Here is a 25,414-nt window from a genome sequence, read left to right on the forward strand (position 1 = left end):
GTCCCGATGGAAGGACCAGGTTCATGGCATTCAGTACGCGCAGACGTCGTTCTGCCGCGGTCGCGGGCGGTCTGGGCATCGCCCTCGTCCTGACCGCCTGCGGCGGCGACAGCGGCGACGGCGGAGACGGCGACGCCGAGGCCGGCGGCGAGGTCGACTGCTCGGCGTTCGAGGAGTTCGGCGACCTGGAGGGCGAGACGGTCTCGGTCTACACCTCGATCGTCTCCCCCGAGGACGCCCCGCACATCGAGTCCTACAAGCCGTTCGAGGAGTGCACCGGGGCCGAGATCGACTACGAGGGCTCCCGCGAGTTCGAGGCCCAGCTCGTCGTCCGGATCCAGTCCGGCAACGCCCCGGACATCGCCTACATCCCCCAGCCGGGCCTGCTGCAGACGCTGGTGCGTGACACCGGAGCAGTCGTCCCGGCCCCGGACAGCGTCGCGGCCAACGTCGACGAGTTCTGGAACGAGGACTGGAAGGCGTACGGCTCGGTCGACGGCACCTTCTACGCGGCCCCGATCGGCGCGAACGTCAAGTCGTTCGTCTGGTACTCCCCCTCGATGTTCGAGGAGGCGGGCTACGAGATCCCGCAGACCTGGGACGAGCTCATCGACCTGTCCGACCAGATCGTCGCCGACGGCGGCGTGCCGTGGTGCGCCGGCATCGGGTCCGGCGACGCGACGGGCTGGCCGGCCACCGACTGGCTGGAGGACCTCGTGCTGCGCACCGCGGGCCCGGAGGTCTACGACCAGTGGGTCGCTCACGAGATCCCGTTCGACGACCCGCAGATCGCGGAGGCGCTCGCGGAGGTCGGCTCGATCCTCAAGAACGAGGAGTACGTCAACGGTGGCCTGGGCGGGGTCCAGAGCATCGCCTCCACCGAGTTCGGCGACGCCGGCCTGCCGATCCTCGACGGGGCGTGCTGGATGCACCGCCAGGCGTCCTTCTACCAGGCCAACTGGCCTGAGGGCACCGAGGTGGCCGAGGACGGCGACGTCTTCGCGTTCTACCTCCCGTCGATGGACGACACCCGGCCGCTGCTCGGCGGTGGCGAGTTCGCCGCCGCGTTCTCGGACCGGCCGGCCGTGCAGGCGTTCCAGACCTACCTGTCCTCGGACGACTGGGCGAACGAGAAGGCGAAGGTCAGCGGGCCGGGCTGGGTGAGCTCGAACACCGGCCTGGACCCGGCGAACCTCGAGTCGCCGATCGACCAGCTGTCCGCCGAGCTGTTCCAGGACGAGGAGGCCGTCTTCCGGTTCGACGCCTCCGACCTCATGCCCGGTGAGGTCGGTGCCGGCAGCTTCTGGACCGAGATGACGAACTGGATCGCCAACGACAAGGACGACCAGGCCGTTCTCGAGGCCATCGAGGCGTCCTGGCCGTGACGGTCGAGTGACCCGGACGTCGTCCTGATGTCGTCCTGATGTCGTCCGGCCGGGAGTGCCGGGGCCTGTGGCAAGGTGGCCCCGGCACTTCCGGTCCGGGCGGCACGCAGCGAGGAGAACGAGATGGACTGGTTGCTCGACGCCGGGACGCCCGGCGAGAAGTTCCTCGTGATGGCGTTCGCCATCGCGCTGTTCGTCGTCGTCATGGCCGGCATCCTGTTCGCCGTCGACCGGCCCAAGCGCATCCCGAACTGGGTGGTCGTGGCCGGGTTCCTCGGGCCGTCCGTGCTGATGCTGGTCCTCGGCCTCATCTACCCGGCGATCCGCACGATCGTGGACTCCTTCTACGACCGGACCGGGGAGAACTTCATCGGCCTGGACAACTACGCGACCATCTTCACCCAGGAGGGCTTCCAGGTCGTCCTGCGGAACACGGCGATCTGGGTGCTCGTCGTGCCGATCGCGGCGACGTTCCTCGGCCTCGTCTACGCCGTCCTGGTCGACCGCTCACGCTTCGAGTCGTTCGCCAAGGCGCTCATCTTCCTGCCGATGGCCATCTCCATGGTCGGCGCGAGCGTCATCTGGAAGTTCGTCTACGAGTTCCGTCCCGACCAGCCGGGCGTCAGCCAGATCGGCTTGGCCAACCAGGTGCTCGTCTGGCTCGGCCTGGAGCCCTACCAGTTCCTCATCAGCACGCCGTGGAACACGTTCTTCCTCATCGTCGTCTTCATCTGGATCCAGGCCGGCTTCGCCATGACGGTGCTGTCCGCGGCCATCAAGGCCATCCCCGACGACATCATCGAGGCCGCGCGTCTCGACGGCGTCGGCGGCGTGCGGATGTTTCGCTACGTGACCGTGCCGAGCATCCGCCCGGCGATCGTCGTCGTCTTCACCACCATCGCCATCGTCACGCTGAAGGTCTTCGACATCGTCCGGACGATGACCGGCGGGAACTTCCAGACCAGCGTGGTCGCGAACGAGTTCTACGTGCAGGCCTTCCGGCAGTTCAACACCGGCCTGGGCGCGGCGCTCGCCGTCATCCTCTTCGTGCTTGTCGTCCCCATCGTCGTCTACAACGTCCGGCAGATGCGCCTCTCCGAGGAGATCCGGTGAGCACGACCACACCCGCCGCTACCGCCACCGCCGTCGAGACCTCGCGCCAGAACCGCAAGGCGGCCAAACGAGCCCAGCGCTCTGCCGAGGCGAAGACGAAGCTCAGCTCCCCGTGGGCGTCGGGCATCGCCATCGTCATGGCGATCCTGTGGACGATCCCGACTCTCGGCCTGCTCATCACGTCGTTCCGCCCGGAGATCGACATCCGCCGATCCGGGTGGTGGGAGTTCCCCTTCGAGCCCGAGGTCACGCTCGCCAACTACGAGCAGGCGCTGTTCGGCACCGGCGTGAACTTCTCCACGTTCTTCGTCAACTCGGTCGTCATCACGATCCCCGCCGTGGTCATCCCGATCACGCTGGCGCTGCTGGCGGCGTACGCCTTCGCGTGGATCGACTTCAAGGGGCGGGACACGCTGTTCGTCGCCGTGTTCGCCCTGCAGATCGTCCCGATCCAGGTGACGCTCATCCCGCTGCTGACCCTCTACGTCGACTGGGGTCTGGCCGGCTCGTTCTGGACGGTCTGGCTGTCCCACTCGATCTTCGCGCTGCCGCTGGCCATCTTCCTGCTGCACAACTTCATGAAGGACATCCCGCGCTCGCTCATCGAGGCCGCCCGGATGGACGGCGCGGGACACGTGAAGATCTTCTTCCAGGTGCTGTTCCCGCTGCTCGTGCCGGCCATCGCCGCGTTCGGCATCTTCCAGTTCCTCTGGGTGTGGAACGACCTGCTGGTGGCCCTGACCTTCGCCGGCGGCGACCAGGACGTCGCCCCGCTCACCGTGCAGCTCGCGAACATGGTCGGCACCCGCGGGTCGGAGTGGCACCTGCTGTCAGCCGGTGCCTTCATCGCGATGATCGTCCCGCTCATCGTGTTCGTCACCCTGCAGCGGTACTTCGTGCGGGGACTGCTCGCCGGTGGCGTGAAGGGCTGATCCACCGGGACGGCGCTCGCAGCGCGGAGGGGCGGCCGGTCGACCTCGTTGTCGGTGGCCGCCCCTACGCTCGCCGCATGCCGAGCGCCGCACCCCCTGTCCCCGCGTCCGAGGACGCCCTGAGCCTGCTGCGCCGCCTCACCGGGAACCAGGACGCGACCTTCCGTGAGGGCCAGGACGACGCGGTCCGGGTGCTGGTCGAGGACCGCGCCCGGGCCCTGGTCGTCCAGCGCACCGGGTGGGGGAAGTCCGCGGTGTACTTCGTCGCCACCGCGCTGCTGCGCGGCCGCGGCGCCGGCCCGACGCTGCTGGTGTCCCCGTTGCTCGCCCTGATGCGCGACCAGGTCGCGGCCGCGGGCCGCGCCGGAGTGCGCGCGGTGGAGATCAGCTCCTCGAACGTCACCGAGTGGGACGACGTGGCGGCCGCTCTCCACCGCGACGAGGTCGACGTCCTGCTGGTGTCACCGGAGCGACTCACCAACCCGCGGTTCGCCGCCGAGCAGCTGCCCGACCTGCTTCGGCGCTGCGGGCTGCTCGTCGTCGACGAGGCGCACTGCGTCTCCGACTGGGGGCACGACTTCCGACCGGACTACCGCCGGATCGGTGACCTGCTCGACCGTCTGCCCGCGGGCACGCCGGTTCTGGCCACCACGGCGACGGCGAACGCCCGGGTCGTCGAGGACGTGGCCGAGCAGCTGGGTCGCGGCGGCGTGCGGGTCACGACGATCAGGGGGCCGCTGGCCCGCACCTCGCTGCGTCTCGGTGTGCTGAGGCTGCCGAGTGCCGAGGACCGGCTCGGCTGGCTGGCCACGCACCTGCCCGCACTGCCCGGCAGCGGGATCGTCTACACGCTCACCGTCAGCGCCGCGGAGGACACCGCCGCGCTGCTGCGCGAGGCCGGTCACGACGTCCGGGTCTACACCGGCCGCACCGACGACACCGAGCGCCGCGAGGCCGAGGAGGCCTTGCGCGACAACCGGGTCAAGGCGTTGGTGGCGACCTCGGCGCTGGGCATGGGCTTCGACAAGCCGGACCTTGGCTTCGTCGTGCACCTCGGAGCGCCGTCCTCGCCGGTGACCTACTACCAGCAGGTGGGTCGGGCTGGTCGTGCGGTGAGCACCGCGGACGTGCTGCTGCTGCCGGGTCCGGAGGACCGCGAGATCTGGCGCTACTTCGCCACAGCAGCCATGCCTCGCCGCGAGGACGCCGAGGCGGTGCTCTCCGCGCTGGCCGCAGCAGACCGGCCGCTGTCCGTCCCCGCCCTGGAGACGGTCGCCGACGTCCGTCGCACCCGACTGGAGCTGTTGCTCAAGGTCCTCGCCGTGGACGGCGCCGTCCAGCGGGTGGGCGGCGGCTGGACGGCGACCGGCCGGCCGTGGGTCTTCGACGCCGAGCGGTACGAGCGGGTGGCGCAGGCACGCGTGGCCGAGCAGGACGCCATGGTCGCCTACCAGCACGGCGAGTCCTGCCGGATGGCGTTCCTCCAGCAGCAGCTCGACGACGAGACCGCCGCACCGTGCGGCCGCTGCGACGTCTGCGCCGGGCCCTGGTACCCCACCGCGGTCCCCACCGAGGTACGACAGTCGGCCGGCGCCGCGATCCGCCGGGTGGGGGTGCAGGTCGACCCCCGGACGACGTGGCCCACCGGGATGAGCCGGCTCGGCGTCCCCGTCCAGGGACGGATCCCCGTGCAGGAGCAGGTGGCGCCGGGACGCGCCGTCGCACGGCTCACCGACCTGGGCTGGGGGCAGCGCCTGCGGGGACTGCTCGCGGACGAGGCCGAGGACCGTCCCGCCGACGACGAGCTCGTCCGGGCCTGCGTCGACGTCCTGGCCGGGTGGGGCTGGCAGGTGCGGCCGGCCGCCGTCGTGACGGTCCCGTCGCGCCGCCGCGGGCGCCTCGTCGCCTCGGTCGCCGAGCAGATCGGGGCACTGGGCAGGTTGCCGGTGCTCGGGTCGCTCGTTGCCGTCGACGGTGGTCCGGTCGGTGCCCGCGGTGGCAACAGCGCCTTCCGGCTAGCGGGCGTGTGGGACCGGTTCGAGGTGCCGCCGGACATGGCCGCGGAGGTGCGCCGGCTCGCTCCGGCGCCCGTGCTCCTCGTCGACGACCTCGTCGACTCCAGGTGGACGCTGACGGTCGCGGGGCGGCTGCTGCGAGTGGCCGGTGCGGGTGGCGTACTGCCGTTCGCCCTCGCCGTCGCCGCCTGACCCCTCGCCGCCGCCTGACCCCTCTGCGGGGCAGCCCAGGCCGCTCTGCGTGATCAGTCGACTAACCCCGTCACGATCCGTCGACCACCCTTCGTGATCAGCTGCGAATCCCCTGTTCGTGATCATGCAATCCCGCCACCCCTGGCCGCACGGCTCCCGGGTCCGCCACCTCGCAGAATGCTGGGTCGCAGGCACGACACGCCGCTAGAACGATGCCGGAGCCAGGCATTTTGTGCTGGGGTGGCGGGATTGCATGATCACCGGGGGGTGCCGGCCTGGGGTGGCGGGATTGCATGATCACCGGGGGGTGCCGGCCTGGGGTGGCGGGATTGCATGATCACGGGGTGGGGGGGTCGTGGGGGTCGGGCGCGCTGCCGTCGCCGTCGGCAGGATCCTTGGACGCGGACTGCGGCTCCGGGGCGGTGCGCCGCTCCTCCTCGGGCTCCTCGCGGTGGAAGGGCTCGGCCTCCGCTGCTCGGTCGGCGGCCTCCTTCGCCCGCTCCACGGCCTCTCGCGAACGCTCCAGCGGTTCCTCACTCATGACACCGAACGTACCGGCGGTCCCCCGACCCGGCACCTCACGGCACGGCCACCGTGATCCCGGCGCCGAGCCGCCCCTCACCGAGGGCGGCCAGCGCCGCGGGGACCTCCTCGAGCGACACGGTCCGGTGCACCAGGGCAGCCCGGGGCAGCCGACCGGAGGTGACGAGGTCGAGCAGGGGCGGGTAGTCGGCGGCCGCCATCCCGTGACTGCCCAGGAGGTCGAGCTCGTAGGCGATGACCCGCTCCATCGGGACCCGCGGGTGGCCGGTCGCGGCCGGCAGCAGCCCCACCTGCACCTGGCGGCCGCGCCGGCGCAGCGAGAGCACCGAGTCGGCGCAGGTGACGGCGGAGCCGAACGCGTCGAGGGCGACGTGTGCTCCGCCCCCGGTGGCGGCGACGACAGCAGCGGGCACGTCGCCGTCCGTGGTGGCGTCCAGGACCACCTCGGCGCCGAGCTCCCGCGCCGCGGACAGCGCCTCGGGGCGGACGTCCACGGCGACGACGCGCGCTCCGACCGCGACGCCGATGGCCACGGCCGCCAGGCCCACACCGCCGCAGCCGTGCACGGACAGCCACTCCCCCGGCTGCACCCGGCCGCGCGTCACGACGGCCCGGTGGGCCGTGGCGACCCGGCAGCCCAGGCCCGCTGCGGTGACCGAGTCGAGGTCGTCAGGCAGTGCGACGAGGTTGGTGTCGGCGTGCTCGAGGGCGACGAGCTCGGCGAAGGACCCCCACCCGGTGAAGCCCGGTTGGGTCTGGTGCGGGCACACCTGGCCGTCACCGGCCCGGCAGACCTCGCACGTCCCGCACGCGCAGACGAACGGGACAGTGACCCGCTGCCCCACGGTCCAGCGGACGACGTCAGGGCCGACGGCGACGACCGTGCCGGCGAGCTCGTGCCCCGGCACGTGCGGCAGGACGACGTCGGGGTCGTGCCCCTGCCAGGCGTGCCAGTCGCTGCGGCAGATGCCGGTGGCCTCGACCCGGACCACCACGCCGGCCGGCGACGGCACCGGGTCGGGTACCTCCCGCAGCACGGGCGGCACGCCGACCTCCTCGACCACGACCGCGCGCATCAGGTACTCGCCGGGTCGAGGCCGACGGCGGCACGCGCCCTGGCGAGCACCTCCTCGACCGGCGCCGAGGCGTCCAGCACGACGTCCGCGACCTGCGTGAACAACGGCCGGCGCACCGGGTCCTGTCGACGCAGCAGTTCCAGCGGGTCGCTGCCGAACCGGGGCCGGTAGTCGTCGGCGCCGAACCGCGCCGCGAGCACCTCCGGCGGGGCGTCCAGCCACAGCACGAACGCGTCCGCCAGCGCCGCCCGGCACCTGGGTACCTCCACGGTGCTGGCCGCTGCCGCGACCACCACCGCCGGTCGCTCCGCCACACCGGTGAGGAGGTGCTCGGCCTCCCACCGGTGCAGGGCGTCGACCCCGTCCCGGTCGGCGAGCGTCGCGGTGTCGATGCCGTGCTCACGCAGCAGGTCGGTGTCGCTGTCGCGCAGCGGCCGGTCCAGCGCGCTGGCAAGGTCCGAGGCCACGGTGCTCTTGCCGGAGCCCATCAGCCCCAGGACGACGACGGCCCGGTCGCGCACCGTCATGCCTGCCGGGAGGACGCCCACAGGTCGATCCCGGTGTCCACGGCGTGCTCGTCGATCGCGGCCAGCTCGTCGTCGGTGAACGCCGGCGCCCGCGTCGCCCCCAGGTTCTCCTCGAGCTGCTCCACGCTGCTGGCGCCGATGAGCACCGAGGTGACCCGCTCGTCGCGCAGCGCCCAGGCCAGCGCCATCTGCGCCAGGGTCTGACCGCGAGCGGCGGCGATCCCGTTCAGCGCCCGGACGTGCTCTATCGCCTCGTCCGTGAGCAGCTCGCTCGACAGAGAGCTGTCGCGGGCTGCGCGGGACCCCTCGGGCACGCCGTCCAGGTACTTCGTCGTCAGCATCCCCTGAGCCAACGGCGAGAACGCGATGCAGCCGGCACCCACCTCCTCCAGGACGTCGAGCAGTCCCTCGGTCTCGATCCAGCGGTTGAGCATCGAGTACGACGGCTGGTGGATCAGCAGCGGTGTGCCGAGGTCCGACAGGATCCTGGCGGCCTCGCGGGTGCGCTCAGGGCCGTAGGAGGAGATCCCGACGTACAGGGCCTTGCCGGAGCGGACGGCGGTGTCGAGCGCGCCCATCGTCTCCTCCAGCGGCGTCGTCGGGTCGTACCGGTGGGAGTAGAAGATGTCGACGTAGTCCAGGCCGAGACGCCGCAGGGACTGGTCCAGGCTGGCCAGCAGGTACTTGCGCGAGCCGCCACCTTGCCCGTACGGGCCCGGCCACATGTCGTAGCCGGCCTTCGTCGAGACGATGAGCTCGTCCCGGTACGGCCGCAGGTCCTCACGCATCACCCGGCCGAAGTTCAGCTCGGCCGAACCGTACGGCGGCCCGTAGTTGTTCGCCAGGTCGATGTGAGTGACGCCGAGGTCCACCGCGCGACGCAGGATGGCGCGCTGGGTGTCCAGCGGCCGGTCGTCACCGAAGTTGTGCCACAGCCCGAGGGAGACGGCCGGCAGGTCCAGGCCGCTGCGCCCGCACCGGCGGTAGGTCATCGTGTCGTACCGGTCCGGTGCCGCCGGGTAGCTCATCCGCCCATCCTGGCAGGACCTCCCCGAGCTGCCGACTCGACCCCGGACTGCCGACTCGACCCCGGGCTCCCGACTCGACCCGAAGCGGTGTCCCTCACAGCAGACCGGCGCGGCGCAGCGCGTCGCCCAGGCCGGTGCCGTCCGGAGCGCGCACCTCCGGCACCGGAGCCTCGGCGGGCCCGTGGTCCTCGGGCCTCGGGCCGGTCGTGCCCCGGGACAGCACCCGCTCCCCCGTGGTCAGCTGGCGGATCGCGATCCCGCGAACGTGCTGGGGGTACTCCCGGGCGAAGTCCAGGTAGATGTCCGGGTCGTGCTGCCCGTCGTCCCCGATGAGCAGCCAGCGCACCTGGGGCAGCTCGCGAGCCAGCCGGCGCAGCGTCGCCGCCTTGTGCTGGCGCCCGGAGCGGAACCACCCGGTGTTCGTGGGACCCCAGTCGGTGAGCAGCAGCGGCCCGGCCGGGTACCCGTGGCGGGTGAGGAACCGGGACAGCGTCGGGGCCACGTTGAACGCCCCGGTCGACAGGTAGACCACGAGGGTCCCCGGCTGCCGGACGACGATCTCCCGGTACAGCGGCGCCATCCCCGGCACCACGTACCGGGCCTGCTCGTGCAGGACGAACGTGTTCCAGGCGGCGATGAGCGGGCGCGGCAAGGACGTGATCATGACGGTGTCGTCGATGTCGCTGACCACGCCGAGGGTCTGCTGCGCGCCGACGACGGTGACGACGGCCGAAGTGGGCTCCCCGTCGGGCAGCCGGAGCGTCACCTCGTGCGTACCGGCGGGCAGGTCGCACTCGACGACGGCGTCGACGTACCCGCTGCGGTTGGTCCGCACCGTCCCAGTGGACGACCCGGCGGTGACCACCACCTGCGCGCCCGCGACGGGCGCGGTGACGAAGCTGCGCCAGCCCCGGACGAGCCCCTGCCGACGCGGCTGCCCGGCGGTCCCGGGGCGCGAGAGCAGCACCCGGCCGAGCACCCGGATCCAGCCGGGCGCGCCGTCCCGGGCGACCGAGCCGTATCCGGGGTAGGCGACGACGTGCGGAACCCAGCCACGCCCACGCAGGACCTGCTCGACGACGGCGTCCGCACGGGCCTCCAGGACGGCGGCGAGGTGCGGCTTGGCCCTGGACTCGGTCACGCGGCCGGAGTCTGCCGCCTCAGGGCTGGAAGAGCACCTTCACCGCGCCGTCCTGCTTCTTCTCGAACATGTCCTTCTTCTCGGACACGTCCGACGCCTGCGGCGCCCGCCCCGGAGTGGGACTGCGCCACGCGCGGGTGCCTGGGCTTACCCGCGCCCCTCCCCCGAAAGCCCCACCGGTTAGGTTCCTGCCGTGGACCCGCGAGCGGCTGGCTGGTTCGAGCGGCGCACGTCGACGGCCGGGGACTGGCCTCTGGAGCGGTGCCTGCGGTTGCGCGACGAGACCGGCACCAGGGTGAGCGTGGTCGTCCCGGCCCGGGACGAGGCGGCCACGATCGGAGAGGTCGTCGGGACGCTGCGCCGGGACGTCCTCGACGTGGGACTGGTCGACGAGCTCGTCGTCATCGACTCCGACTCCACCGACGACACCGCCGCGGTCGCGGCGGCCGCGGGGGCCGTCGTCCACGCCTCCCGGGACGTGGCGCCCGAGCTGGGCACGCTGTCGGGCAAGGGCGAGGCGCTGTGGAAGTCGCTGCTCGTCACCACCGGTGACGTGCTCGTGTTCGTCGACGCCGACCTCACCGAGTGGGGACCGCACTTCGTCACCGGGCTGATAGGCCCACTGCTGGCCGACCCCGGGGTGCGGCTGGTCAAGGGCTTCTACGACCGGGTGCTCGACGACGCAGCGGCGCCTGCCGGCGACGGCACCGGACCGGCCGGCGGTGGTCCGTCGACGGACGGCGGCAGAGTCACCGAGCTCGTCGCCCGCCCCCTGCTGTCACTGTGGTGGCCGCACCTGGCCGCGGTCGTCCAGCCGCTGGCCGGCGAGTGGGCGGTGCGCCGGTCGCTGGCCGTCGAGCTGCCGTTCCCGGCCGGGTACGGCGTCGAGCTGGCCACCCTCATCGACACCGTCGACCGGTACGGGCTGGACGCCGTCGCCCAGGTCGACCTGGGCAGCCGCGGCCACCGCCACCAGGCCGTGCACGACCTGGCCGTCATGGCCGGCGAGCTGCTCGCGGTCGCCGACACCCGGTACCCGACGCCGCGGGGCGTACCGGCCGAGCCGGTGCTGCACCAGTACCGCCGCGCCGAGGGCGGCTGGCGGGCCCGCCCGGTGCCGGTCGCCGAACGGCCCGCGCTGCGGGAGGTGCTGGGGTGCTGAGGCTGGGCCGGCGGGTGTTCGGCGACACCGAGCTGCTCGTCATGGCGATCGTGAACCGGACGCCGGACTCGTTCTACGACCGGGGCGCCACGTACGCCGAGGACGCCGCGCTGGACCGGGTGGACGAGGTGGTCGCCGCCGGGGCGCAGATCGTGGACGTCGGCGGGGTCAAGGCCGCGCCGGGCGAGGAGGTGGACGCCGCGGAGGAGATCCGCCGGACCGCGGGCTTCGTCGCCCGGGTCCGTGACCGGCACCCCGACGTCGTCATCAGCGTGGACACCTGGCGCTCGGAGGTCGCCCGGGTGGTCTGCGGCGAGGGCGCCGACCTGCTCAACGACGCCTGGGGCGGGGTGGACCCGGTGCTGGCGGAGGTCGCCGCCGCCCACGACGTGGGCCTCGTGTGCACCCACGCCGGCGGCCAGCAGCCACGCACCAGGCCGCACCGGGTGGCCTACGACGACGTCGTCGCGGACGTCGTCGAGCGGACCACGGCCCTGGCCCGCCGGGCCGTCGGCCTCGGCGTCGCAGCGCAGTCGGTCCTCATCGACCCGGGCCACGACTTCGGCAAGAACACCTGGCACTCCCTGGAGGTCACCCGCCGGCTCGACGAGGTGGTCGCCACCGGCTGGCCGGTGCTGGTGTCGTTGTCCCACAAGGACTTCGTCGGCGAGACCCTCGACGCGCCGGTGACCGAGCGCCTGGTCGGGACGCTCGCCACCACTGCCGTGTGCGCCTGGCACGGCGCCCGCGTCTACCGGGCGCACGACGTGGTGCAGACCCGCGAGGTGCTCGACATGGTGGCCACCCTGCGCGGGACGCGGCCACCGGCACGCACGGTGCGAGGACTGGCGTGAGCCGTCCGCCGGTGGCGCTGTGCCCGCACCCTCCGCTGCTCCTGCCCGGCCTCACCGGCGCCGCCGACCCGGTGCCCGACCTGCGGGCGGCCTGCCGGGACGCGGTCGGCGTCCTGCTCACCGACGCGCCGGGCCGGGTGCACCTCGTCGGCGCGGACGGCCCGGCCGTCGACGCCGCGTCCTTCGCCCCCGGCGCCAGTCCACCGGCACCCACCGCTGACCGGGCAGGCCCGATGTCCGCCGCCCCGCTGCCACTGCTCGTCGGGCGTGCGCTGCTGGCCGGCGCCGGGTGGACCGGCCCGGTGACCGAGCACGCCGTTGCGGCGTCGTCCGCTGTCGCCGACCGGGTCGCCCTCGGCCGGCAGCTGTCGGCCGGGGGCGACCCGGTGCTGGTGCTCGGCGACGGCAGCGCCCGCCGGGGGGTCAAGGCCCCCGGGTACGTGGACGAGCGGGCGGTGCCGTTCGACGCCGCCGTGCTCGCCGCCCTGCGCGCCGCGGACACCGCCACGCTCGCCCAGGTCGACGACGACACCGCCGCGGAGCTGCTCGCTGCCGGCACCGTCGCCTGGCACGTGCTCGCCGGGCTGATCGACGGCCTGCCACCGGCGCAGGTGCGCTACGCCGGCGACCCGTTCGGGGTGGCCTACGTCGTGGCGACCTGGTCCGACCCGTCGTCCGGTCCCTCCCGCTGACCGGTGCCCGGACCAGTGCCCGGAGAGCCGGCCGGCGCGTCACCCCACGGCGCGGGGACGAGGTCGCGGACCCGTTCGGACAGGGCCAGGGCGTCGAACGGGGCACGGACCTTGGCGTCGTTGTCGAAGTACACGTAGACGTCCCGGCCGTCACCGGCCCACCGGCGGACCCGCTGCGCCCAGAGGTCGAGCGCCTCGGCCGAGTAGCCGCTGGCGTACAGCTCGGTGTCCCCGTGCAGGCGGACGTAGACGAAGTCGGCGGTGGCCTGCAGGAACAGCGGCCACCGCCCGGCGGTGTCCGCCACGACGAGCCCGATCCCCTTGTCCCGCAGCAGGTCCGGGAACGCGTCGGTGACGAAGCTCGGGTGGCGCACCTCGACCGCGTGCCGCAGCGGGCGGTCGGCGTCCGTCGTCGTCCACGACCGGTCCGCGAGCCGCTCGTCGTGCCCGGCCGCCAGCACGGCGGCCTCGGTCGTCGTCCGGGGCAACAGGTCGAGAAAGGCCCCGACCCGCCCAGGGTCGAACGCCAGCGTGGGCGGCAGCTGCCACAGGAACGGGCCGAGCCGGTCCCCGAGGGCGAGCGGCCCGGAGGCCAGGAAGTTGGCCAGCGGCACCTCGACGTCCCGGAGCTTCTTCATGTGGGTGATGAACCGGCCGCCCTTGACGGCGAGGACCGAGCCGTCCGGCGTCTGCGCGCGCCAGGTGAGGTAGGTCGTCGGCCGCTGCAGCGCGTAGAAGGACCCGTTGACCTCCAGGCTGCTCATCCGCTGCGCCGCGTACTCCAGCTCGCGTCCCGCAGGCAGCCCCGGCGGGTAGAACACCCCCCGCCACGGGCGGTACCGCCACCCGGAGATCCCGACCCGGACGACGGACCGCCTGGCCATGGGGTCAGGAACGGCCGGGTACCGGCGGACGGACGTCGAAGCGCAGCAGCGCGCCGACGCCCCCCTCCAGGACGTCGGTGCCCTCGACGAGCTCGATGTCGCCGCGCTGGGCGACCAGGGCCCGCAGCAGGACGGCGTCCGCCCGGTCGCTCGTCGCCGACGTGGAACCCAGGGCGGCGACCTCCTGCTCGGTCCGGCCGATCTGCAGCGGCTGGTCACCGGCCCACAGCCGCTCGGTCGAGGACGGGTCGTCGGCGAGCAGCAGGACGTCCACGGCACCGGCGCGCAGCGCCTCGACGACGGCCGGCAGCCCGTGGGCCACCGAGTCGTCCCGGCCCAGGTGCTCGGTGTACCGGGCGAGCAGCTCGCCCGTCGCGGCCTGGCGGTGCCGGCGCAGCGCCCCCTCCACCGCCTCCTGGAACGCCTCCTCGTGCACCCCCTCGGCGCGGCCTCCGCTCTCGAGGTCGGTCAGCAGCTCGGCGACCCGGCCGGTGGCGTGCCGGTGGACGAGGCTGCGGACCTGCGGGTCACCGGCGAGCAGCAGCAGCGCGGGCCGGTGCTGCGCGACGACCCGGTCCAGACCGTCGGCGACCGCGGCGGCGTTGCGCTCCCAGGAGTCCTCGACCCGCATCTGGAAGCGGCGGTGCGACCACCCCCCGCCGCCGAACTTGTGCAGCACGTCGTGACCGCCCTCGATCTCCCGCTCGAGCACCGGCTGGCCGAGCGCGCCGACGAGGGTGACGTCGGCGCCCGCCGCGTCGACCTCGACCACCGCGTAGGGGACGGCGTCCACGAGCCCGCGGACCAGGGGCATGAGGTGCGGCACCGGACCGTAGGAGCCGCTGTCGCGCACCGGCCGGCGGGGCAGGACGCGGTCCAGGACGACGCCGGCGGGGCCGGCGATCACCGTGCGGCCCTGCTCCCCGGGCAGGCCCGTCTCGGACAGCACGACGTCCTCGACGACGCCGACGACGTCCTGCGGCGCGCCCTGCTCCAGCAGCGACTGACGTACAGCAGCCCAGCGCAGCCGGAGCTCCTCGGCCGAGGTGGGCTGGTCCCGGGTGACGTCGAGGTGGACGCTGGCGAAGGGGCCGTCGGCCTCGACGACCTCCTGGAGCCATCCGGTCTGCATCGGGTCTCCTCTCTGCGAACGGCCGTGTCGGTCCTGCCGCTACCCGATCACGGCGGCGGCGAACCGGCCACCGGAAACCGGCCGGAACCGGGTGCTCAGCGGCGGCGCCGCCGCGTCCCCCGCCGTTACAGTGAGTGCCGGTCCGGCACCCCGCCGGAGACGTGTGAGGTGGAGGCGCGGTCGGATGCTCGACGAGGCCACGATCGGTCGCGTCCTCACCGCGGTCTCGGACGTCTCCCCCTACGGCATGTGCGTCATCGACGCCGACGCCGTCGTCGTGCACGCCAACCCGGCGATGGGCCAGCTGCTCGGGACCGCCGACGAGGACCTGCCCGGCGCCGTCCTGACCTCGTGGCTGCGGCCCGCCGACCGGGCCGACGAGCAGCCGGTGGACGGTGCCCTCGCCGCCGGCAGCACCCGTGAGGACGGCCGCCGGCTGCGCCGCCGGGTCGTGCGCTCCGACGGCCGCGAACGCGTCGTCACCCTGCTGCTGTGGGACGTTCCGGCAGACGTGGCCGGCCGGGAGCTGTTCGTCGTCCAGGTGCTGCCGGACGCCGAGGACGCCTGGTCCGTCGGGCCCGCCCCGGCGTCCCGGGTGCCGTTGCGGGTGGTGCAGGCCCGGGCCGTCGAGGAGGCGGCGACGGCGCTCGCCGGCGCCGTGACCGTCGCGGACGTCACCGCGGTGATGGAGCGCCAGCTGCAGGCGTTCGACGCCCAGGGCCTGCTGATCTCGCTCGCGGACGGGCCCCGGCTGCGGCTGGCGTCCAGCCGCGGCTACCCCGACCCCGTCCGGAAGGTGCTGGAGGACCAGCCGATGGCCGAGCGCTCACCGATGGTCGAGGCCGTCCTGGAACGCAGCCCGATCTTCGTGGAGACCTTCGAGGACTACGTCGCCCGATACCCGCAGCGACAGGCGGTCGCCCGGGCCGCGGGCAAGGGAGCGTGGGCGTTCCTGCCGATGATCGCCGGGGGCGAGGTGATCGGGTCGTGGTGCCTGAGCTTCGACGGTCCGCACCGGTTCACGGTCTCCGAGCGGGCACTGCTGACGACGCTGTCCGGCCTGCTGGCCCAGGCCGTCGCCCGCTCCGAGGTGCTGGCCGCTGAACGGTCGCTGACCCGGACACTGCAACGGTCCCTGCTCCCGCAGCACCTGCCGGACGTCCCCGGCTGCGCCATCGCGGTCCGGTACCAGACCGCTGTCGCCGGTCTCGAGGTCGGCGGCGACTTCTACGACGTCATCCCCCTGCCCAAGGGGGGCACCGGCATCGTCATCGGCGACGCCCAGGGCCACTCCGCTGCGGCCGCGGCACTGATGGGCCAGGTCCGCGGGGCGCTGCGGGCCTACGCCGCCGAGGGGCACGACCCGGCCACCATCGTCGCCCGGGCCAACCGCTTCCTGCTCACCGCGGGCGCGGACTCCTTCGTCACGTGCACCTACGCCGCGCTGGACGCGACCCACGACGGCCTCACCATCGTGCGGGCCGGGCACCCGCAGCCGCTGCTCGTCATGCCGGACGGCACGGCCGGGTCGCTCGACGTCCCCGGCGGACTGCCGCTGGGCATCGACCCCCAGGCGTCCTACCCGGTCACCTGGGTGCCGCTGACCGAGGGCTGCCGGGTCGTCCTCTACACCGACGGCCTCGTCGAGCGCCGCGACCTGGACCTCGGACGCGGCGAGGCGGCCCTGCTCGCCCGGGCCCGCTCCGCCGTCCGGGAGCCGCTGCCGGCGTTCGCCGACGCCCTGATCGGGCACGACCCGGCCAGGGAGGACGACGTCGCCCTGCTGATCCTGGAACGTACCGGCGCCAACGGCGGACCGGGCGTGCGCCAGGCCACCTTCGAGGCTGCGACGACGGACGCGGCGGCGGTGCGCGCGATGCGGCGGGCGGTGACCGACCGAGTCCGCGACTGGGGCTGGCACGAGCGGGCCGACGAGGTCGAGCTGCTCGTCAGCGAGCTGATCACGAACGCGGTCGTGCACGTGGGCGGGTCCGTCGTGGTGACGGTCACTGGCTCGGACGCCGAGCTGACCGTCGCGGTGTCCGACACCAGCGTGCACACCCCGCAGCCCAGGACCGACGACCTGACCGGTGAGGACAGCGTGTGGCGGACGTCGGGGCGCGGCCTGGCGATCGTGTCCGCCGTCGCCGACTCCTGGGGTATCGACCCCTCCGGCCCGGGCAAGAGCGTCTGGTTCTCCCTCAGCGCCTGACCGCAGCGCCTGACCGGCCGGCTCAGGCCGTCCGGTCCGCCGGGACGGCCAGTCGGGCCGCCAGCACCGGCAGCACGTCCCCCAGCGGCGCGTCCACCCGCACGTCGGCGCGGTCGTCGGCGCGGGTTGGGCCCCGGTTGACGACCGCGACCGGGATGCCCCGGCGGGAGGCGTGCAGGACGAACCGGTACCCGGACATGACCGTCAGGGACGACCCGAGGACGACGACGGCGCGGGCGGCGTCGACCAGCGTGAAGCAGCGCGCGGTACGGTCGGGCGGCACCCGCTCGCCGAAGAACACGACATCCGGCTTCAGCGGGCCGGAGCCGCAGCGCAGGCAGTCCACGACGACGAAGTCCTCGAGCACCTCGTCGGGCACCTCGGCGTCGCCGTCGGGGTTGACCCGCTCGACGTCCGCTCCGAAGCGCGGGTTGGCCACGGTGAGCCGGGCGTCCAGCCCGGCCCGCGACGTGACGTCACCGCAGCACAGGCACACCACCCGGTCGAGCCCACCGTGCAGCTCGACGACGTCGCTCGAGCCGGCGGCCTGGTGCAGGCCGTCGACGTTCTGGGTGATGACGGCGTCGACGAGCCCGCGGTGCTGCAGCCGGGTGACGGCGTCGTGACCGGCGTTGGGCCGCGCCCGTGCGATCGTCCGCCAGCCGACGTGGCTGCGGGCCCAGTACCGGCGCCGGGCCGCCGCCGAGCCGGTGAACTCCTGGAACGTCATCGGGCTGGCGCGCCGCAGCGACCCGGTCGGCCCCCGGTAGTCCGGGATGCCGGAGTCGGTGGACAGGCCGGCGCCGCTGAGCACGAGCACGCCGCCACCGGCCACCAGCTCGACCAGGCCGTCCAGTCCCGTTGCCACGGACGGAAGCCTACGTTCGCGACGGCCCCAGGGGTGCGGCGTACCCTGAGCCGGTCATGTCGGCGCTGCCTGCGGTGGACCCGCTCCAGAGCCTGCACGGGCGCCTTGCCGGGCTGACCCTGGCGGACGAGCGTCGGCTGCGCCGCCGGCTGGACGGCGTCCGGTCGCTGCGCGACGAGGCCCGCAGGCAGCGGGCACTGACCCAGGTCGAGGCCGCGCTCGACCAGGCCGAGCAGCGGGTGGCCCGCCGGCGAGCGTCCGTCCCGCAGGTCAGCTACCCCGAGGAGCTGCCGGTCAGCCGGCACCGGGAGCAGATCGCCGCCGCGATCCGCGACCACCAGGTCGTGGTCGTCGCCGGGGAGACCGGGTCGGGCAAGACCACCCAGCTGCCGAAGATCTGCCTCGAGCTGGGCCGTGGGGTGCGCGGGACGATCGGCCACACCCAGCCACGCCGGATCGCCGCGCGGTCGGTGGCCGAACGGGTCGCCGAGGAGCTCGGCGGTGAGCTGGGCGGCGTGGTCGGCTACAAGGTCCGGTTCACCGACTCCTCCCGGCAGGACACGCTCGTCAAGGTGATGACGGACGGCGTCCTGCTGGCCGAGATCCAGAACGACCGGTCGCTGCTGCGCTACGACACGATCATCATCGACGAGGCGCACGAGCGGAGCCTCAACATCGACTTCCTGCTCGGCTACCTCAAGCAGCTGCTCCCCCGCCGCCCGGACCTCAAGGTGGTCATCACCTCGGCGACGATCGACCCGGACCGGTTCTCCCGGCACTTCGACGGGGCCCCCGTGATCGAGGTGTCCGGCCGCACGTACCCCGTCGAGGTGCGCTACGAGCCGTACGACCCGGAGGAGACCGACCAGGTGCAGGCGGTCTGTGACGCGGTGTCGCGACTCGCCGGCGAGGCACCCGGCGACGTCCTGGTCTTCCTCTCCGGGGAGCGGGAGATCCGGGACACCGCGGACGCCCTGCGGGCGATGTCGTTGCGCGGCACCGAGGTCCTGCCGCTGTACGCCCGGCTCAGCGCCGCGGAGCAGCACCGGGTGTTCAGCCCGCACCCCGGCCGCCGCGTCGTGCTGGCCACGAACGTCGCCGAGACCTCGCTGACGGTCCCCGGGATCCGCTACGTCGTCGACGCGGGCACCGCCCGGATCTCCCGGTACAGCCACCGCACGAAGGTGCAGCGGCTGCCGATCGAGCCGGTGTCCCAGGCGTCGGCGCGGCAGCGGGCCGGCCGCTGCGGCCGGGTCGCCGACGGCGTCGCCGTCCGGCTGTACTCCGAGGAGGACCTGCACTCCCGCCCGGAGTACACCGACCCGGAGATCCTGCGGACCAACCTCGCCTCGGTCATCCTGCGGATGTCCGCGCTCGGTCTCGGTGACGTCGCGGCCTTCCCGTTCGTCGACCCGCCCGACCCGCGGCAGGTCCGTGACGGCCTCGCCCTGCTGCACGAGCTCGGCGCCATCGACCCGGACGAGAAGGACCCGCGCCGGCGCCTCACCCCGCTCGGACGCCGGCTCGCCCAGTTTCCCGTCGACCCGCGGCTGGGCCGGATGGTCCTGGAGGCGGACGCGAACGGCGCCGTCCACGAGGTGCTCGTCATCGCCGCGGCGCTGTCGGTGCAGGACCCGCGTGAGCGCCCGGCGGACCGGCAGCAGGCGGCCGACGAGGCGCACCGCCGGTTCCGACACGAGACCTCCGACTTCCTGGCCTACCTCAACCTGTGGAACCACGTCACCGAGCAGCAGAAAGCGTTGTCCTCCAGCGCGTTTCGCCGGATGTGCCGCACGGAGTTCCTCAGCTACCTGCGGGTGCGCGAGTGGCAGGACCTCTACGCCCAGCTGCGCGAGGTCGCCCGGAGCGTGGACGTCAGTGTCAACCGCACCCCTGCCACGCCGGAGCAGGTGCACCGGTCGCTGCTCGCCGGGCTGCTGTCGCACATCGGCCTCAAGCAGGGCGACCGCAACGACTACCTCGGTGCCCGGGGCACCCGGTTCGCCGTCTTCCCCGGGTCGGCGCTGTTCCGTCGGCCGCCGGCCTGGGTGATGGCCGCCGAGCTCGTGGAGACCTCGCGGCTGTGGGGCCGTGAGGTGGCCCGGATCGAGCCGGAGTGGGCGGAGGCGATCGCCGGGCACCTCGTCAAGCGGGTCTACAGCGAGCCGCACTGGTCGAAGAAGCAGGGCGCGGTGATGGCGCAGGAGAAGGTGCTGCTCTTCGGGGTGCCGCTCGTCGCCGCGCGCCGCGTCGGGTACGCCGCCGTCGACCCCGAGACCTCCCGGGAGCTGTTCATCCGCCGCGCGCTCGTCGAGGGGGACTGGGACACCCACCACCGGTTCTTCCACCGCAACCGCGAGCTGCTCGCCGACGTCGAGGACCTCGAGCACCGGGCCCGCCGCCGGGACATCCTCGTCGACGACGAGACGCTGTTCGACTTCTACGACCGGCGGGTCCCGGCCGACGTCGTGTCCGCCCGCCACTTCGACGCCTGGTGGAAGCGCGAGCGGCACCGGCACCCGGACCTGCTGACCTTCGACCTCGACCTGCTGGTCAACCCCGAGGCCGGGGACGTCGACGAGCGCGACTACCCGCGGACCTGGCGACAGGGGCTGCTCGAGCTGCCGCTGAGCTACCAGTTCGAGCCGGGGTCTGACGCCGACGGGGTCACCGTGCACGTCCCGCTGGCCGTCCTCAACCAGGTGACCGCCTCGGGGTTCGACTGGCAGGTACCAGGACTGCGGGCGGACCTCGTCACCGCACTGATCAGAGGGCTGCCCAAGCCGGTGCGCAAGCAGCTCGTGCCCGCCCCGGACCGCGCCCGCGAGGTGCTGGCCCGGCTGCCCGCCGAGCCGGACGGCCGAACGCTGACCCGTGCCGTCGCCGACGAGCTGCACCGCACCACCGGCGTGGACGTGCCCGACGACGCGTGGGACCCGACCGGGGTCCCGGACCACCTGCGGGTCACGTTCCGGGTCGAGGACGACTCCGGCCGCCGGCTCGCCGAGGGCAAGGACCTCGAGGCCCTGCGGCGCCGGCTGGCACCCGACGTGGCCCAGGCCGTGGCCCGGGCGGTGACGGCCTCCGGTGCACCGGAGCCCGCCCGGGAGACGGCGTCCGCTGGTGGGACCACCCCGGCCCTGGACCGCACCGGCCTGACCGGGTGGGACGTCGACACGCTGCCACGCGTGGTCGAGCAGGTCACCGCCTCCGGCCACCTCGTCCGTGGCTACCCGGCACTCGTGGACGCCGGCGGCCGGGTCGACGTCCGGGTGCTGCCCACCGAGGCCGAGCAGCGACGGGCCACCTGGGCCGGTCAACGGCGGCTGCTGCTCGCCGAGGTGCCGAGCCCGGGCCGGGTGGCTCGCGAGGTCCTCGACAACGCCGGCCGGCTCGCGCTGACCCGCAACCCGCACGGCAGCGTCGACCGGTTGCTCGAGGACTGCGCCGCGTGCGCCGTCGACACGCTGATGACGACGGGTGGCGCGCCGGTGTGGGACGCAGCCGACTGGGAGCGGCTCGCGGCGCACGTACGGGGTTCCGCCGAGCCGGTGCTCGCCGACGTCGTCCGAACCGTGGCCCGGGTGCTCGCGGACTCCCACGCCGTCGCCGTCCGGCTGGACGCCGCGGCGTCCCTGCCGCTGCTGCCCTCACTGGCCGATGCCCGGGCCCAGCTCGACGCCCTCGTGCACCCCGGCTTTGTCACGGCCACCGGAGCGCGGCGGCTCCCCGACCTGCTGCGCTACCTGCGGGCCCTGCACCGGCGGCTCGACAAGCTGCCGGAGGACCCGGCGCGGGACCGGGACCGCACCGGCGTCGTCCAGCGGCTGGCGCAGGAGTACGCCCGGGTGGTGGACCGGTTGCCCGAGCACCGCCGGGAGGACGACGACGTGGTCGCCGTGCGGTGGATGCTCGAGGAGCTGCGGGTGTCGCTGTTCGCCCAGGGCGTGGGCACCGCGCACCCGGTGTCCGAGAAGCGGATCCGCAAGGCCTTCGCGGCACTGTCCCCCTGACCCGGCCCCCCCTCCCCCAGCCCCGCGCCGTCCGCCCTACCACCCCAACCCCCCCAACCCCCCCAACCCCCCCACGTCGTGCGGGCATGACGTGGCCATCGCGGCCCCCGTCCCACGTCGTGCGGGCATGACGTGGCGCCCACCGGACGGCGCCCGGCCGGTCGTCCGTCGCCGACGCCCTGCGCCCGGCCGACCCCGTGGGCGCACAGTGGCGTCGAGCGGCCGACCGACTGGTGACGGCGGTACATCGTCCTCGTGGATCCGGCTGCTCGGCGGCGGCCGCCGACCCCCGTCATCCGGTCGCGGGACGCCGGACGCCGGACGCCGCAGCGTGGTAGAACGCCTCCGTGGACGAGGCCGGGCACGCGCTGCGCCGCCGCATGGAGTGCCTCGTCGGCGTCAGCTTCACCGAGGGCAACGCGATCGACGTCCTGCGTAACGGGGACCAGATCTTCCCGGCCCTGCTCGAGGCGATCCGCGCCACCCGGCGCACTGTCGATCTCATGACCTTCGTCTACTGGCAGGGTCAGCCTGCCCACGACATCGCCGCTGCCCTCGCCGGGCGGGCCCGAGCCGGCGTCCGGGTTCGCGTCCTCATCGACGCCGTCGGCGGCTGGCACATCGACCGGGACTGCCTCGCGGTGATGAGCGATGCGGGCGTCGACGTCCGCTGGTTCCGCATCCCCTGGTCGAAGTCGCCGTTCAAGCACAACCACCGCGGACACCGCAAGGTCATGGTGTGCGACGAACAGGTGGCCTTCACCGGGGGGGTCGGGATCGCGCAGGAGTGGTGCGGAGACGCGAGAGACGAGACTGAGTGGCGGGACACCCACTTCCGGGTCCGGGGGCCCGCGGTCGACGGCCTGGCCGCCGCATTCGCCCAGGACTGGGCGGAGACCGGTGGTGACCTCTACGACGACCGCGACCGCTTTCCCGACCAGCCGCAACCAGGCGGTGCTGTCATCCAGGTGGTACGCGGCTCGGCGAGCATCGGTCACGACGACCTCAAGCGCGCCTGGTACATCCTGCTGCAGTCCGCGCGTCACCGGATCCGGTTGCAGAGTGCGTACTTCGCCCCCGAGGACGATCTGATGGAGGTGCTACGGGACGCCATGGCCCGCGGCGTCGAGGTCGAGGTCATGCTGCCGGGGCCGCACTGGGACAAGCGCGTCTCGCGGCTGGCCGGGGAGGCGACATACGCCGACCTGGTGAGCGCCGGTGTGCGGGTGTGGAGCTACCAGACCTCGATGCTTCACGCCAAGGCCCTGCTCGTCGACGACATGTGTGCGTTCATCGGCTCGAGCAACGTCAACCGGCGCTCCCTGGACCACGACGAGGAGGTGGCGCTCGTCGTCCTGGACGACGACCTCGTGGCCACCCTTGACGCCCACTACGACGACGACCTGCGAAGCTGCCGGCAGGTCGACGGCGAGCGGTGGGCACGCCGCGGCGCCGCCCAGCGGGCGCTCGAGGCCGCCGTCCGCCCCCTGCGCCGCTGGCTCTGACCCATCGGTGACCAGTCGACAACCCCCCTCCCCTCCCCCCCGTGATCATGCAATCCCGCCACCCACCGGCTCGCAGAATGCTGGGTTGGTGGCGCGACACGCCGGGAAAGTTGTGCCGAGCGCAGCATTCTGTGAAGGCGCCCGACCCGGCGTGGGACGCCACGGCCAGCAAGGCCGCGGGCGGGGTGGCGGGATTGCATGATCACGGGACGGGGACGGGGTGGCGGGATTGCATGATCACGGGGGGCGTGGGGCGGGGTGGCGGGATTGCATGATCACGGGTGGGTCGGGCGGGGGGCTCCGACGGGCGGCCGCGCGGGGCACGCCGTACCCTCGCCGCGTGGCGCGCCCCGAGACCCCGGGCGGCACCGTCGGCGACCCGTCGACCGCGGTGCCGGGTTCACCGTCCCCACCGGGACCGGGACAGGCACCGGCACCGTCCCCGCCAGGACAGGCGGAGGCCGGTGGCACGGCGGGCACCTTCGAACACGTCGTCCGACCTGACCGACCTGACCTGTCCGGGATGCGGCGGCGGCTCGCCGACTGGCTGCGGACCCACGACGCCCCCGACGACGACGTGGAGCTCGTCGTCCTGGCCTGCTCGGAAGCCGTCGCCAACGCCGTCGAGCACGGTTCCCCGGACGGCGAGGTGCAGGTCTCGGCCGCGGTGCGGGACGGGCGAGTGCACCTGGAGGTGCACGACGCCGGCCGCTGGGACGACTCTCCGAGCGAGCCGTACCGCGGTCACGGGCTCCGGCTCATCCGCCGGGCGATGAACCACGTGCGGATCTCCACCGACGCGGGGACCGTCGTGCGGATGGAGCGGGCGCTGCGCTGAGCCCTGCTGGACTCACCCTCGGCCTGGGGTCACGGGGTCCAGTCCGGGCGGAGCGGAAAGTCTGGTGCGCCCGCCTCGGTGCGGGTGCACAGCACCTGGTGCAGCTGCAGGGCGTTGCGCTCGAACGACAACCGGGAGCCGGCCATGTACAGGCCCCACACCCGCGCCGTTCCCTCACCGACGTCAGCGACGCACTCGTCCCACCGGTCGACAAGGTTGCGGCACCAGGCAGCGAGGGTCAGCGCGTAGTGCTGCCGGAGGTTCTCGTCGTGCTGCACCTCGAGCCCGGCGTCGTGGATCTCGGTGATCAGCCGGCCGGGGGACGCGAGCTCGCCGTCCGGGAACACGTACCGGTCGATGAACGCCCCGGTGCGGTGCGAGGCGCGGCTGTCGCTGCGGGTGATGCAGTGGTTGAGCAGCCGGCCACCGGGCACCAGCAGCTGGCGCAACCGGCGGAAGTAGTCGGGGTAGTTCTCTACCCCGATGTGCTCGGTGAGCCCGATCGAGCTGATCGCGTCGAAAGGAGCGTCGGTCGGCAGGTCCCGGTAGTCGAGGTAGCGCACCTCGGCCAGGTCGTCGAGCCCCTCCTTCTTGATCGCCTCTGCCGCCCACGTCGCCTGCTGGCGGGACAGGGTGACGCCGAGGGCGCGCACGCCGTGCTCCCGCGCCGCGTGCCGCACCATGCCACCCCACCCGCAGCCGACGTCGAGCAGACGCATACCGGGCCGCAGCCCGAGCTTGTCGGCGACCAGGGCGTACTTCGCCTCCTGCGCGGTCTCCAGGCTGTCGTCGGGACTGCGGTAGAGGGCGCACGTGTACGTCATCGACGGGCCGAGCACCTTCTCGTAGAAGGAGTTCGAGACGTCGTAGTGGTGCTGGATCGCCGCGGCGTCCCGGGACCTGGAGTGCCGCAGCCCCTGCACGGTGCGCCGCCAGCGGGGCAGGGACTCCTGGGGCGGCGGCTGCGGTGGGCGCAGCCGCTGCAGGCCCAGGCCCCGCGCCAGCGTCACGACCTCCGCCGCAGAGGGACGGCGCAGACGCAGGTCCTCGCCCAGTCGCAGCACCTCGTACGGGTCCCCGGGGTGGACCCCCTGCACCTCCATGTCACCGTTGACGTAGGCGCGCGCCAGGCCGAGGTCACTCGGTGCCGTCAGCACGTACGACAGCCCCCGCTCGGAGGCCACGTGCAGCCGGATCGCCGCGTCGCGCGGCCCGACGTCGCTGCCGTCGTATGCCGTCAGCCTCAGCGGCAGTGGTCCGTCCGTCACGGCGTCCACGATGTCCGCGACCGTGGTCATGTCT

20 protein-coding genes are annotated in these 25,414 nt (G+C 73.5%); 11 read left to right on the top strand and 9 right to left on the bottom strand.

Translation table 11 applies throughout. The annotated features are described in order from the left end of the window. Positions 1-23: 23 nt before the first annotated feature. The 4 genes from HJG43_07845 to HJG43_07860 all read left to right on the top strand — a co-directional run bounded on the left by HJG43_07845 (position 24) and on the right by HJG43_07860 (position 5,637). On the top strand, positions 24-1,385 hold the full coding sequence (locus HJG43_07845; GenBank protein UER54464.1) for a carbohydrate ABC transporter substrate-binding protein: 1,362 nt from the start codon (positions 24-26) through the stop codon (positions 1,383-1,385). A gap of 123 nt (positions 1,386-1,508) precedes the next feature. Further along, positions 1,509-2,498, top strand: coding sequence for a sugar ABC transporter permease (locus HJG43_07850; protein UER54465.1), 990 nt, complete (start codon positions 1,509-1,511; stop codon positions 2,496-2,498). Positions 2,499-2,635: 137 nt separating this feature from the next. Further along, on the top strand, positions 2,636-3,430 hold the full coding sequence (locus HJG43_07855) for a carbohydrate ABC transporter permease (GenBank protein UER55817.1): 795 nt from the start codon (positions 2,636-2,638) through the stop codon (positions 3,428-3,430). 77 nt (positions 3,431-3,507) lie between these two features. Then, positions 3,508-5,637: an ATP-dependent DNA helicase RecQ gene (locus tag HJG43_07860; protein UER54466.1), complete on the top strand. Its 2,130-nt coding sequence runs from the start codon at positions 3,508-3,510 to the stop codon at positions 5,635-5,637. Positions 5,638-5,974: 337 nt separating this feature from the next. On the opposite strand, the gene HJG43_07865 is transcribed toward HJG43_07860, so the two are convergent. From HJG43_07865 to HJG43_07885, 5 genes are all read right to left on the bottom strand, one after another. Continuing rightward, positions 5,975-6,178, bottom strand: a complete 204-nt coding sequence (locus HJG43_07865) for a hypothetical protein (GenBank protein ID UER54467.1) — start codon at positions 6,176-6,178, stop codon at positions 5,975-5,977. A gap of 37 nt (positions 6,179-6,215) precedes the next feature. Beyond that, a complete protein-coding gene (locus HJG43_07870) occupies positions 6,216-7,256 on the bottom strand; it encodes an alcohol dehydrogenase catalytic domain-containing protein (GenBank protein ID UER54468.1) in 1,041 nt (346 codons plus the stop codon). After that, positions 7,256-7,783 carry an AAA family ATPase gene (locus tag HJG43_07875; protein ID UER54469.1) on the bottom strand — a complete coding sequence of 176 codons (528 nt, stop codon included), beginning with the start codon at positions 7,781-7,783 and terminating at the stop codon, positions 7,256-7,258. Before HJG43_07875 ends, HJG43_07870 begins: the two co-directional genes overlap by 1 nt. Next, positions 7,780-8,811: an L-glyceraldehyde 3-phosphate reductase gene (gene mgrA / locus HJG43_07880; GenBank protein UER54470.1), complete on the bottom strand. Its 1,032-nt coding sequence runs from the start codon at positions 8,809-8,811 to the stop codon at positions 7,780-7,782. Before mgrA ends, HJG43_07875 begins: the two co-directional genes overlap by 4 nt. Positions 8,812-8,905: 94 nt before the next feature. After that, positions 8,906-9,952, bottom strand: coding sequence for a DUF2183 domain-containing protein (locus HJG43_07885; GenBank protein UER54471.1), 1,047 nt, complete (start codon positions 9,950-9,952; stop codon positions 8,906-8,908). A gap of 193 nt (positions 9,953-10,145) precedes the next feature. Between HJG43_07885 and HJG43_07890 the strand changes: the two genes are divergently transcribed. Genes HJG43_07890 through HJG43_07900 form a run of 3 tightly spaced genes read left to right on the top strand, consistent with a single transcriptional unit; the run spans position 10,146 to position 12,660 of the window. Beyond that, complete coding sequence (locus tag HJG43_07890; GenBank protein ID UER54472.1) at positions 10,146-11,114, top strand: glucosyl-3-phosphoglycerate synthase; 969 nt, start codon at positions 10,146-10,148, stop codon at positions 11,112-11,114. Positions 11,115-11,155: 41 nt separating this feature from the next. Then, a complete protein-coding gene (gene folP, locus HJG43_07895) occupies positions 11,156-11,968 on the top strand; it encodes a dihydropteroate synthase (GenBank protein ID UER55818.1) in 813 nt (270 codons plus the stop codon). A gap of 11 nt (positions 11,969-11,979) precedes the next feature. Then, on the top strand, positions 11,980-12,660 hold the full coding sequence (locus HJG43_07900) for a hypothetical protein (GenBank protein ID UER55819.1): 681 nt from the start codon (positions 11,980-11,982) through the stop codon (positions 12,658-12,660). Here HJG43_07900 and HJG43_07905 read toward each other — a convergent pair. After that, positions 12,612-13,544 carry a DUF72 domain-containing protein gene (locus HJG43_07905; protein UER54473.1) on the bottom strand — a complete coding sequence of 311 codons (933 nt, stop codon included), beginning with the start codon at positions 13,542-13,544 and terminating at the stop codon, positions 12,612-12,614. The two genes, HJG43_07900 and HJG43_07905, sit on opposite strands and share 49 nt — an antisense overlap. Before the next feature lie 4 nt (positions 13,545-13,548). Then, positions 13,549-14,676 (bottom strand): hypothetical protein, encoded by a 1,128-nt coding sequence (locus tag HJG43_07910; GenBank protein UER54474.1) that lies wholly within the window; start codon positions 14,674-14,676, stop codon positions 13,549-13,551. Positions 14,677-14,860: 184 nt separating this feature from the next. On the opposite strand from HJG43_07910, the gene HJG43_07915 reads away from it, so the two are divergent. Next, positions 14,861-16,888, top strand: coding sequence for a SpoIIE family protein phosphatase (locus tag HJG43_07915; GenBank protein ID UER54475.1), 2,028 nt, complete (start codon positions 14,861-14,863; stop codon positions 16,886-16,888). 22 nt (positions 16,889-16,910) lie between these two features. Here the strand turns inward: HJG43_07915 and HJG43_07920 are convergent, their stop codons facing one another. After that, positions 16,911-17,756: an NAD-dependent protein deacetylase gene (locus tag HJG43_07920; protein UER54476.1), complete on the bottom strand. Its 846-nt coding sequence runs from the start codon at positions 17,754-17,756 to the stop codon at positions 16,911-16,913. A 56-nt stretch (positions 17,757-17,812) separates the two neighbouring features. On the opposite strand from HJG43_07920, the gene hrpA reads away from it, so the two are divergent. The 3 genes from hrpA (at position 17,813) to HJG43_07935 (ending at position 24,112) form a co-directional block, all read left to right on the top strand. Continuing rightward, the gene (gene hrpA / locus HJG43_07925) at positions 17,813-21,769 is read left to right on the top strand and encodes an ATP-dependent RNA helicase HrpA (GenBank protein UER54477.1); all 3,957 of its coding nucleotides are present in this window, start codon (positions 17,813-17,815) and stop codon (positions 21,767-21,769) included. Positions 21,770-22,149: 380 nt separating this feature from the next. After that, the gene (locus HJG43_07930; protein ID UER55820.1) at positions 22,150-23,274 is read left to right on the top strand and encodes a cardiolipin synthase B; all 1,125 of its coding nucleotides are present in this window, start codon (positions 22,150-22,152) and stop codon (positions 23,272-23,274) included. Positions 23,275-23,614: 340 nt separating this feature from the next. Beyond that, positions 23,615-24,112: an ATP-binding protein gene (locus HJG43_07935; GenBank protein UER54478.1), complete on the top strand. Its 498-nt coding sequence runs from the start codon at positions 23,615-23,617 to the stop codon at positions 24,110-24,112. A gap of 29 nt (positions 24,113-24,141) precedes the next feature. Here the strand turns inward: HJG43_07935 and HJG43_07940 are convergent, their stop codons facing one another. Further along, complete coding sequence (locus HJG43_07940) at positions 24,142-25,410, bottom strand: class I SAM-dependent methyltransferase (protein UER54479.1); 1,269 nt, start codon at positions 25,408-25,410, stop codon at positions 24,142-24,144. Between the last annotated feature and the right edge of the window lie 4 nt (positions 25,411-25,414).

This window comes from Kineosporiaceae bacterium SCSIO 59966 (genome assembly GCA_020881835.1).
GTDB lineage: Bacteria > Actinomycetota > Actinomycetes > Actinomycetales > SCSIO-59966 > SCSIO-59966.

What these genes read in the sequence shown, in the direction of transcription:
- HJG43_07845 (UER54464.1), top strand. Translation starts at nt 24, where the DNA reads ATGGCATTCAGTACGCGCAGACGTCGTTCTGCCGCGGTCGCGGGCGGT.
- HJG43_07850 (UER54465.1), top strand. Translation starts at nt 1,509, where the DNA reads ATGGACTGGTTGCTCGACGCCGGGACGCCCGGCGAGAAGTTCCTCGTG.
- HJG43_07855 (UER55817.1), top strand. Translation starts at nt 2,636, where the DNA reads ATGGCGATCCTGTGGACGATCCCGACTCTCGGCCTGCTCATCACGTCG.
- HJG43_07860 (UER54466.1), top strand. Translation starts at nt 3,508, where the DNA reads ATGCCGAGCGCCGCACCCCCTGTCCCCGCGTCCGAGGACGCCCTGAGC.
- HJG43_07865 (UER54467.1), bottom strand. Translation starts at nt 6,178, where the DNA reads ATGAGTGAGGAACCGCTGGAGCGTTCGCGAGAGGCCGTGGAGCGGGCG.
- HJG43_07870 (UER54468.1), bottom strand. Translation starts at nt 7,256, where the DNA reads ATGCGCGCGGTCGTGGTCGAGGAGGTCGGCGTGCCGCCCGTGCTGCGG.
- HJG43_07875 (UER54469.1), bottom strand. Translation starts at nt 7,783, where the DNA reads ATGACGGTGCGCGACCGGGCCGTCGTCGTCCTGGGGCTGATGGGCTCC.
- mgrA (UER54470.1), bottom strand. Translation starts at nt 8,811, where the DNA reads ATGAGCTACCCGGCGGCACCGGACCGGTACGACACGATGACCTACCGC.
- folP (UER55818.1), top strand. Translation starts at nt 11,156, where the DNA reads ATGGCGATCGTGAACCGGACGCCGGACTCGTTCTACGACCGGGGCGCC.
- HJG43_07905 (UER54473.1), bottom strand. Translation starts at nt 13,544, where the DNA reads ATGGCCAGGCGGTCCGTCGTCCGGGTCGGGATCTCCGGGTGGCGGTAC.
- HJG43_07910 (UER54474.1), bottom strand. Translation starts at nt 14,676, where the DNA reads ATGCAGACCGGATGGCTCCAGGAGGTCGTCGAGGCCGACGGCCCCTTC.
- HJG43_07915 (UER54475.1), top strand. Translation starts at nt 14,861, where the DNA reads ATGCTCGACGAGGCCACGATCGGTCGCGTCCTCACCGCGGTCTCGGAC.
- hrpA (UER54477.1), top strand. Translation starts at nt 17,813, where the DNA reads ATGTCGGCGCTGCCTGCGGTGGACCCGCTCCAGAGCCTGCACGGGCGC.
- HJG43_07930 (UER55820.1), top strand. Translation starts at nt 22,150, where the DNA reads ATGGAGTGCCTCGTCGGCGTCAGCTTCACCGAGGGCAACGCGATCGAC.
- HJG43_07940 (UER54479.1), bottom strand. Translation starts at nt 25,410, where the DNA reads ATGACCACGGTCGCGGACATCGTGGACGCCGTGACGGACGGACCACTG.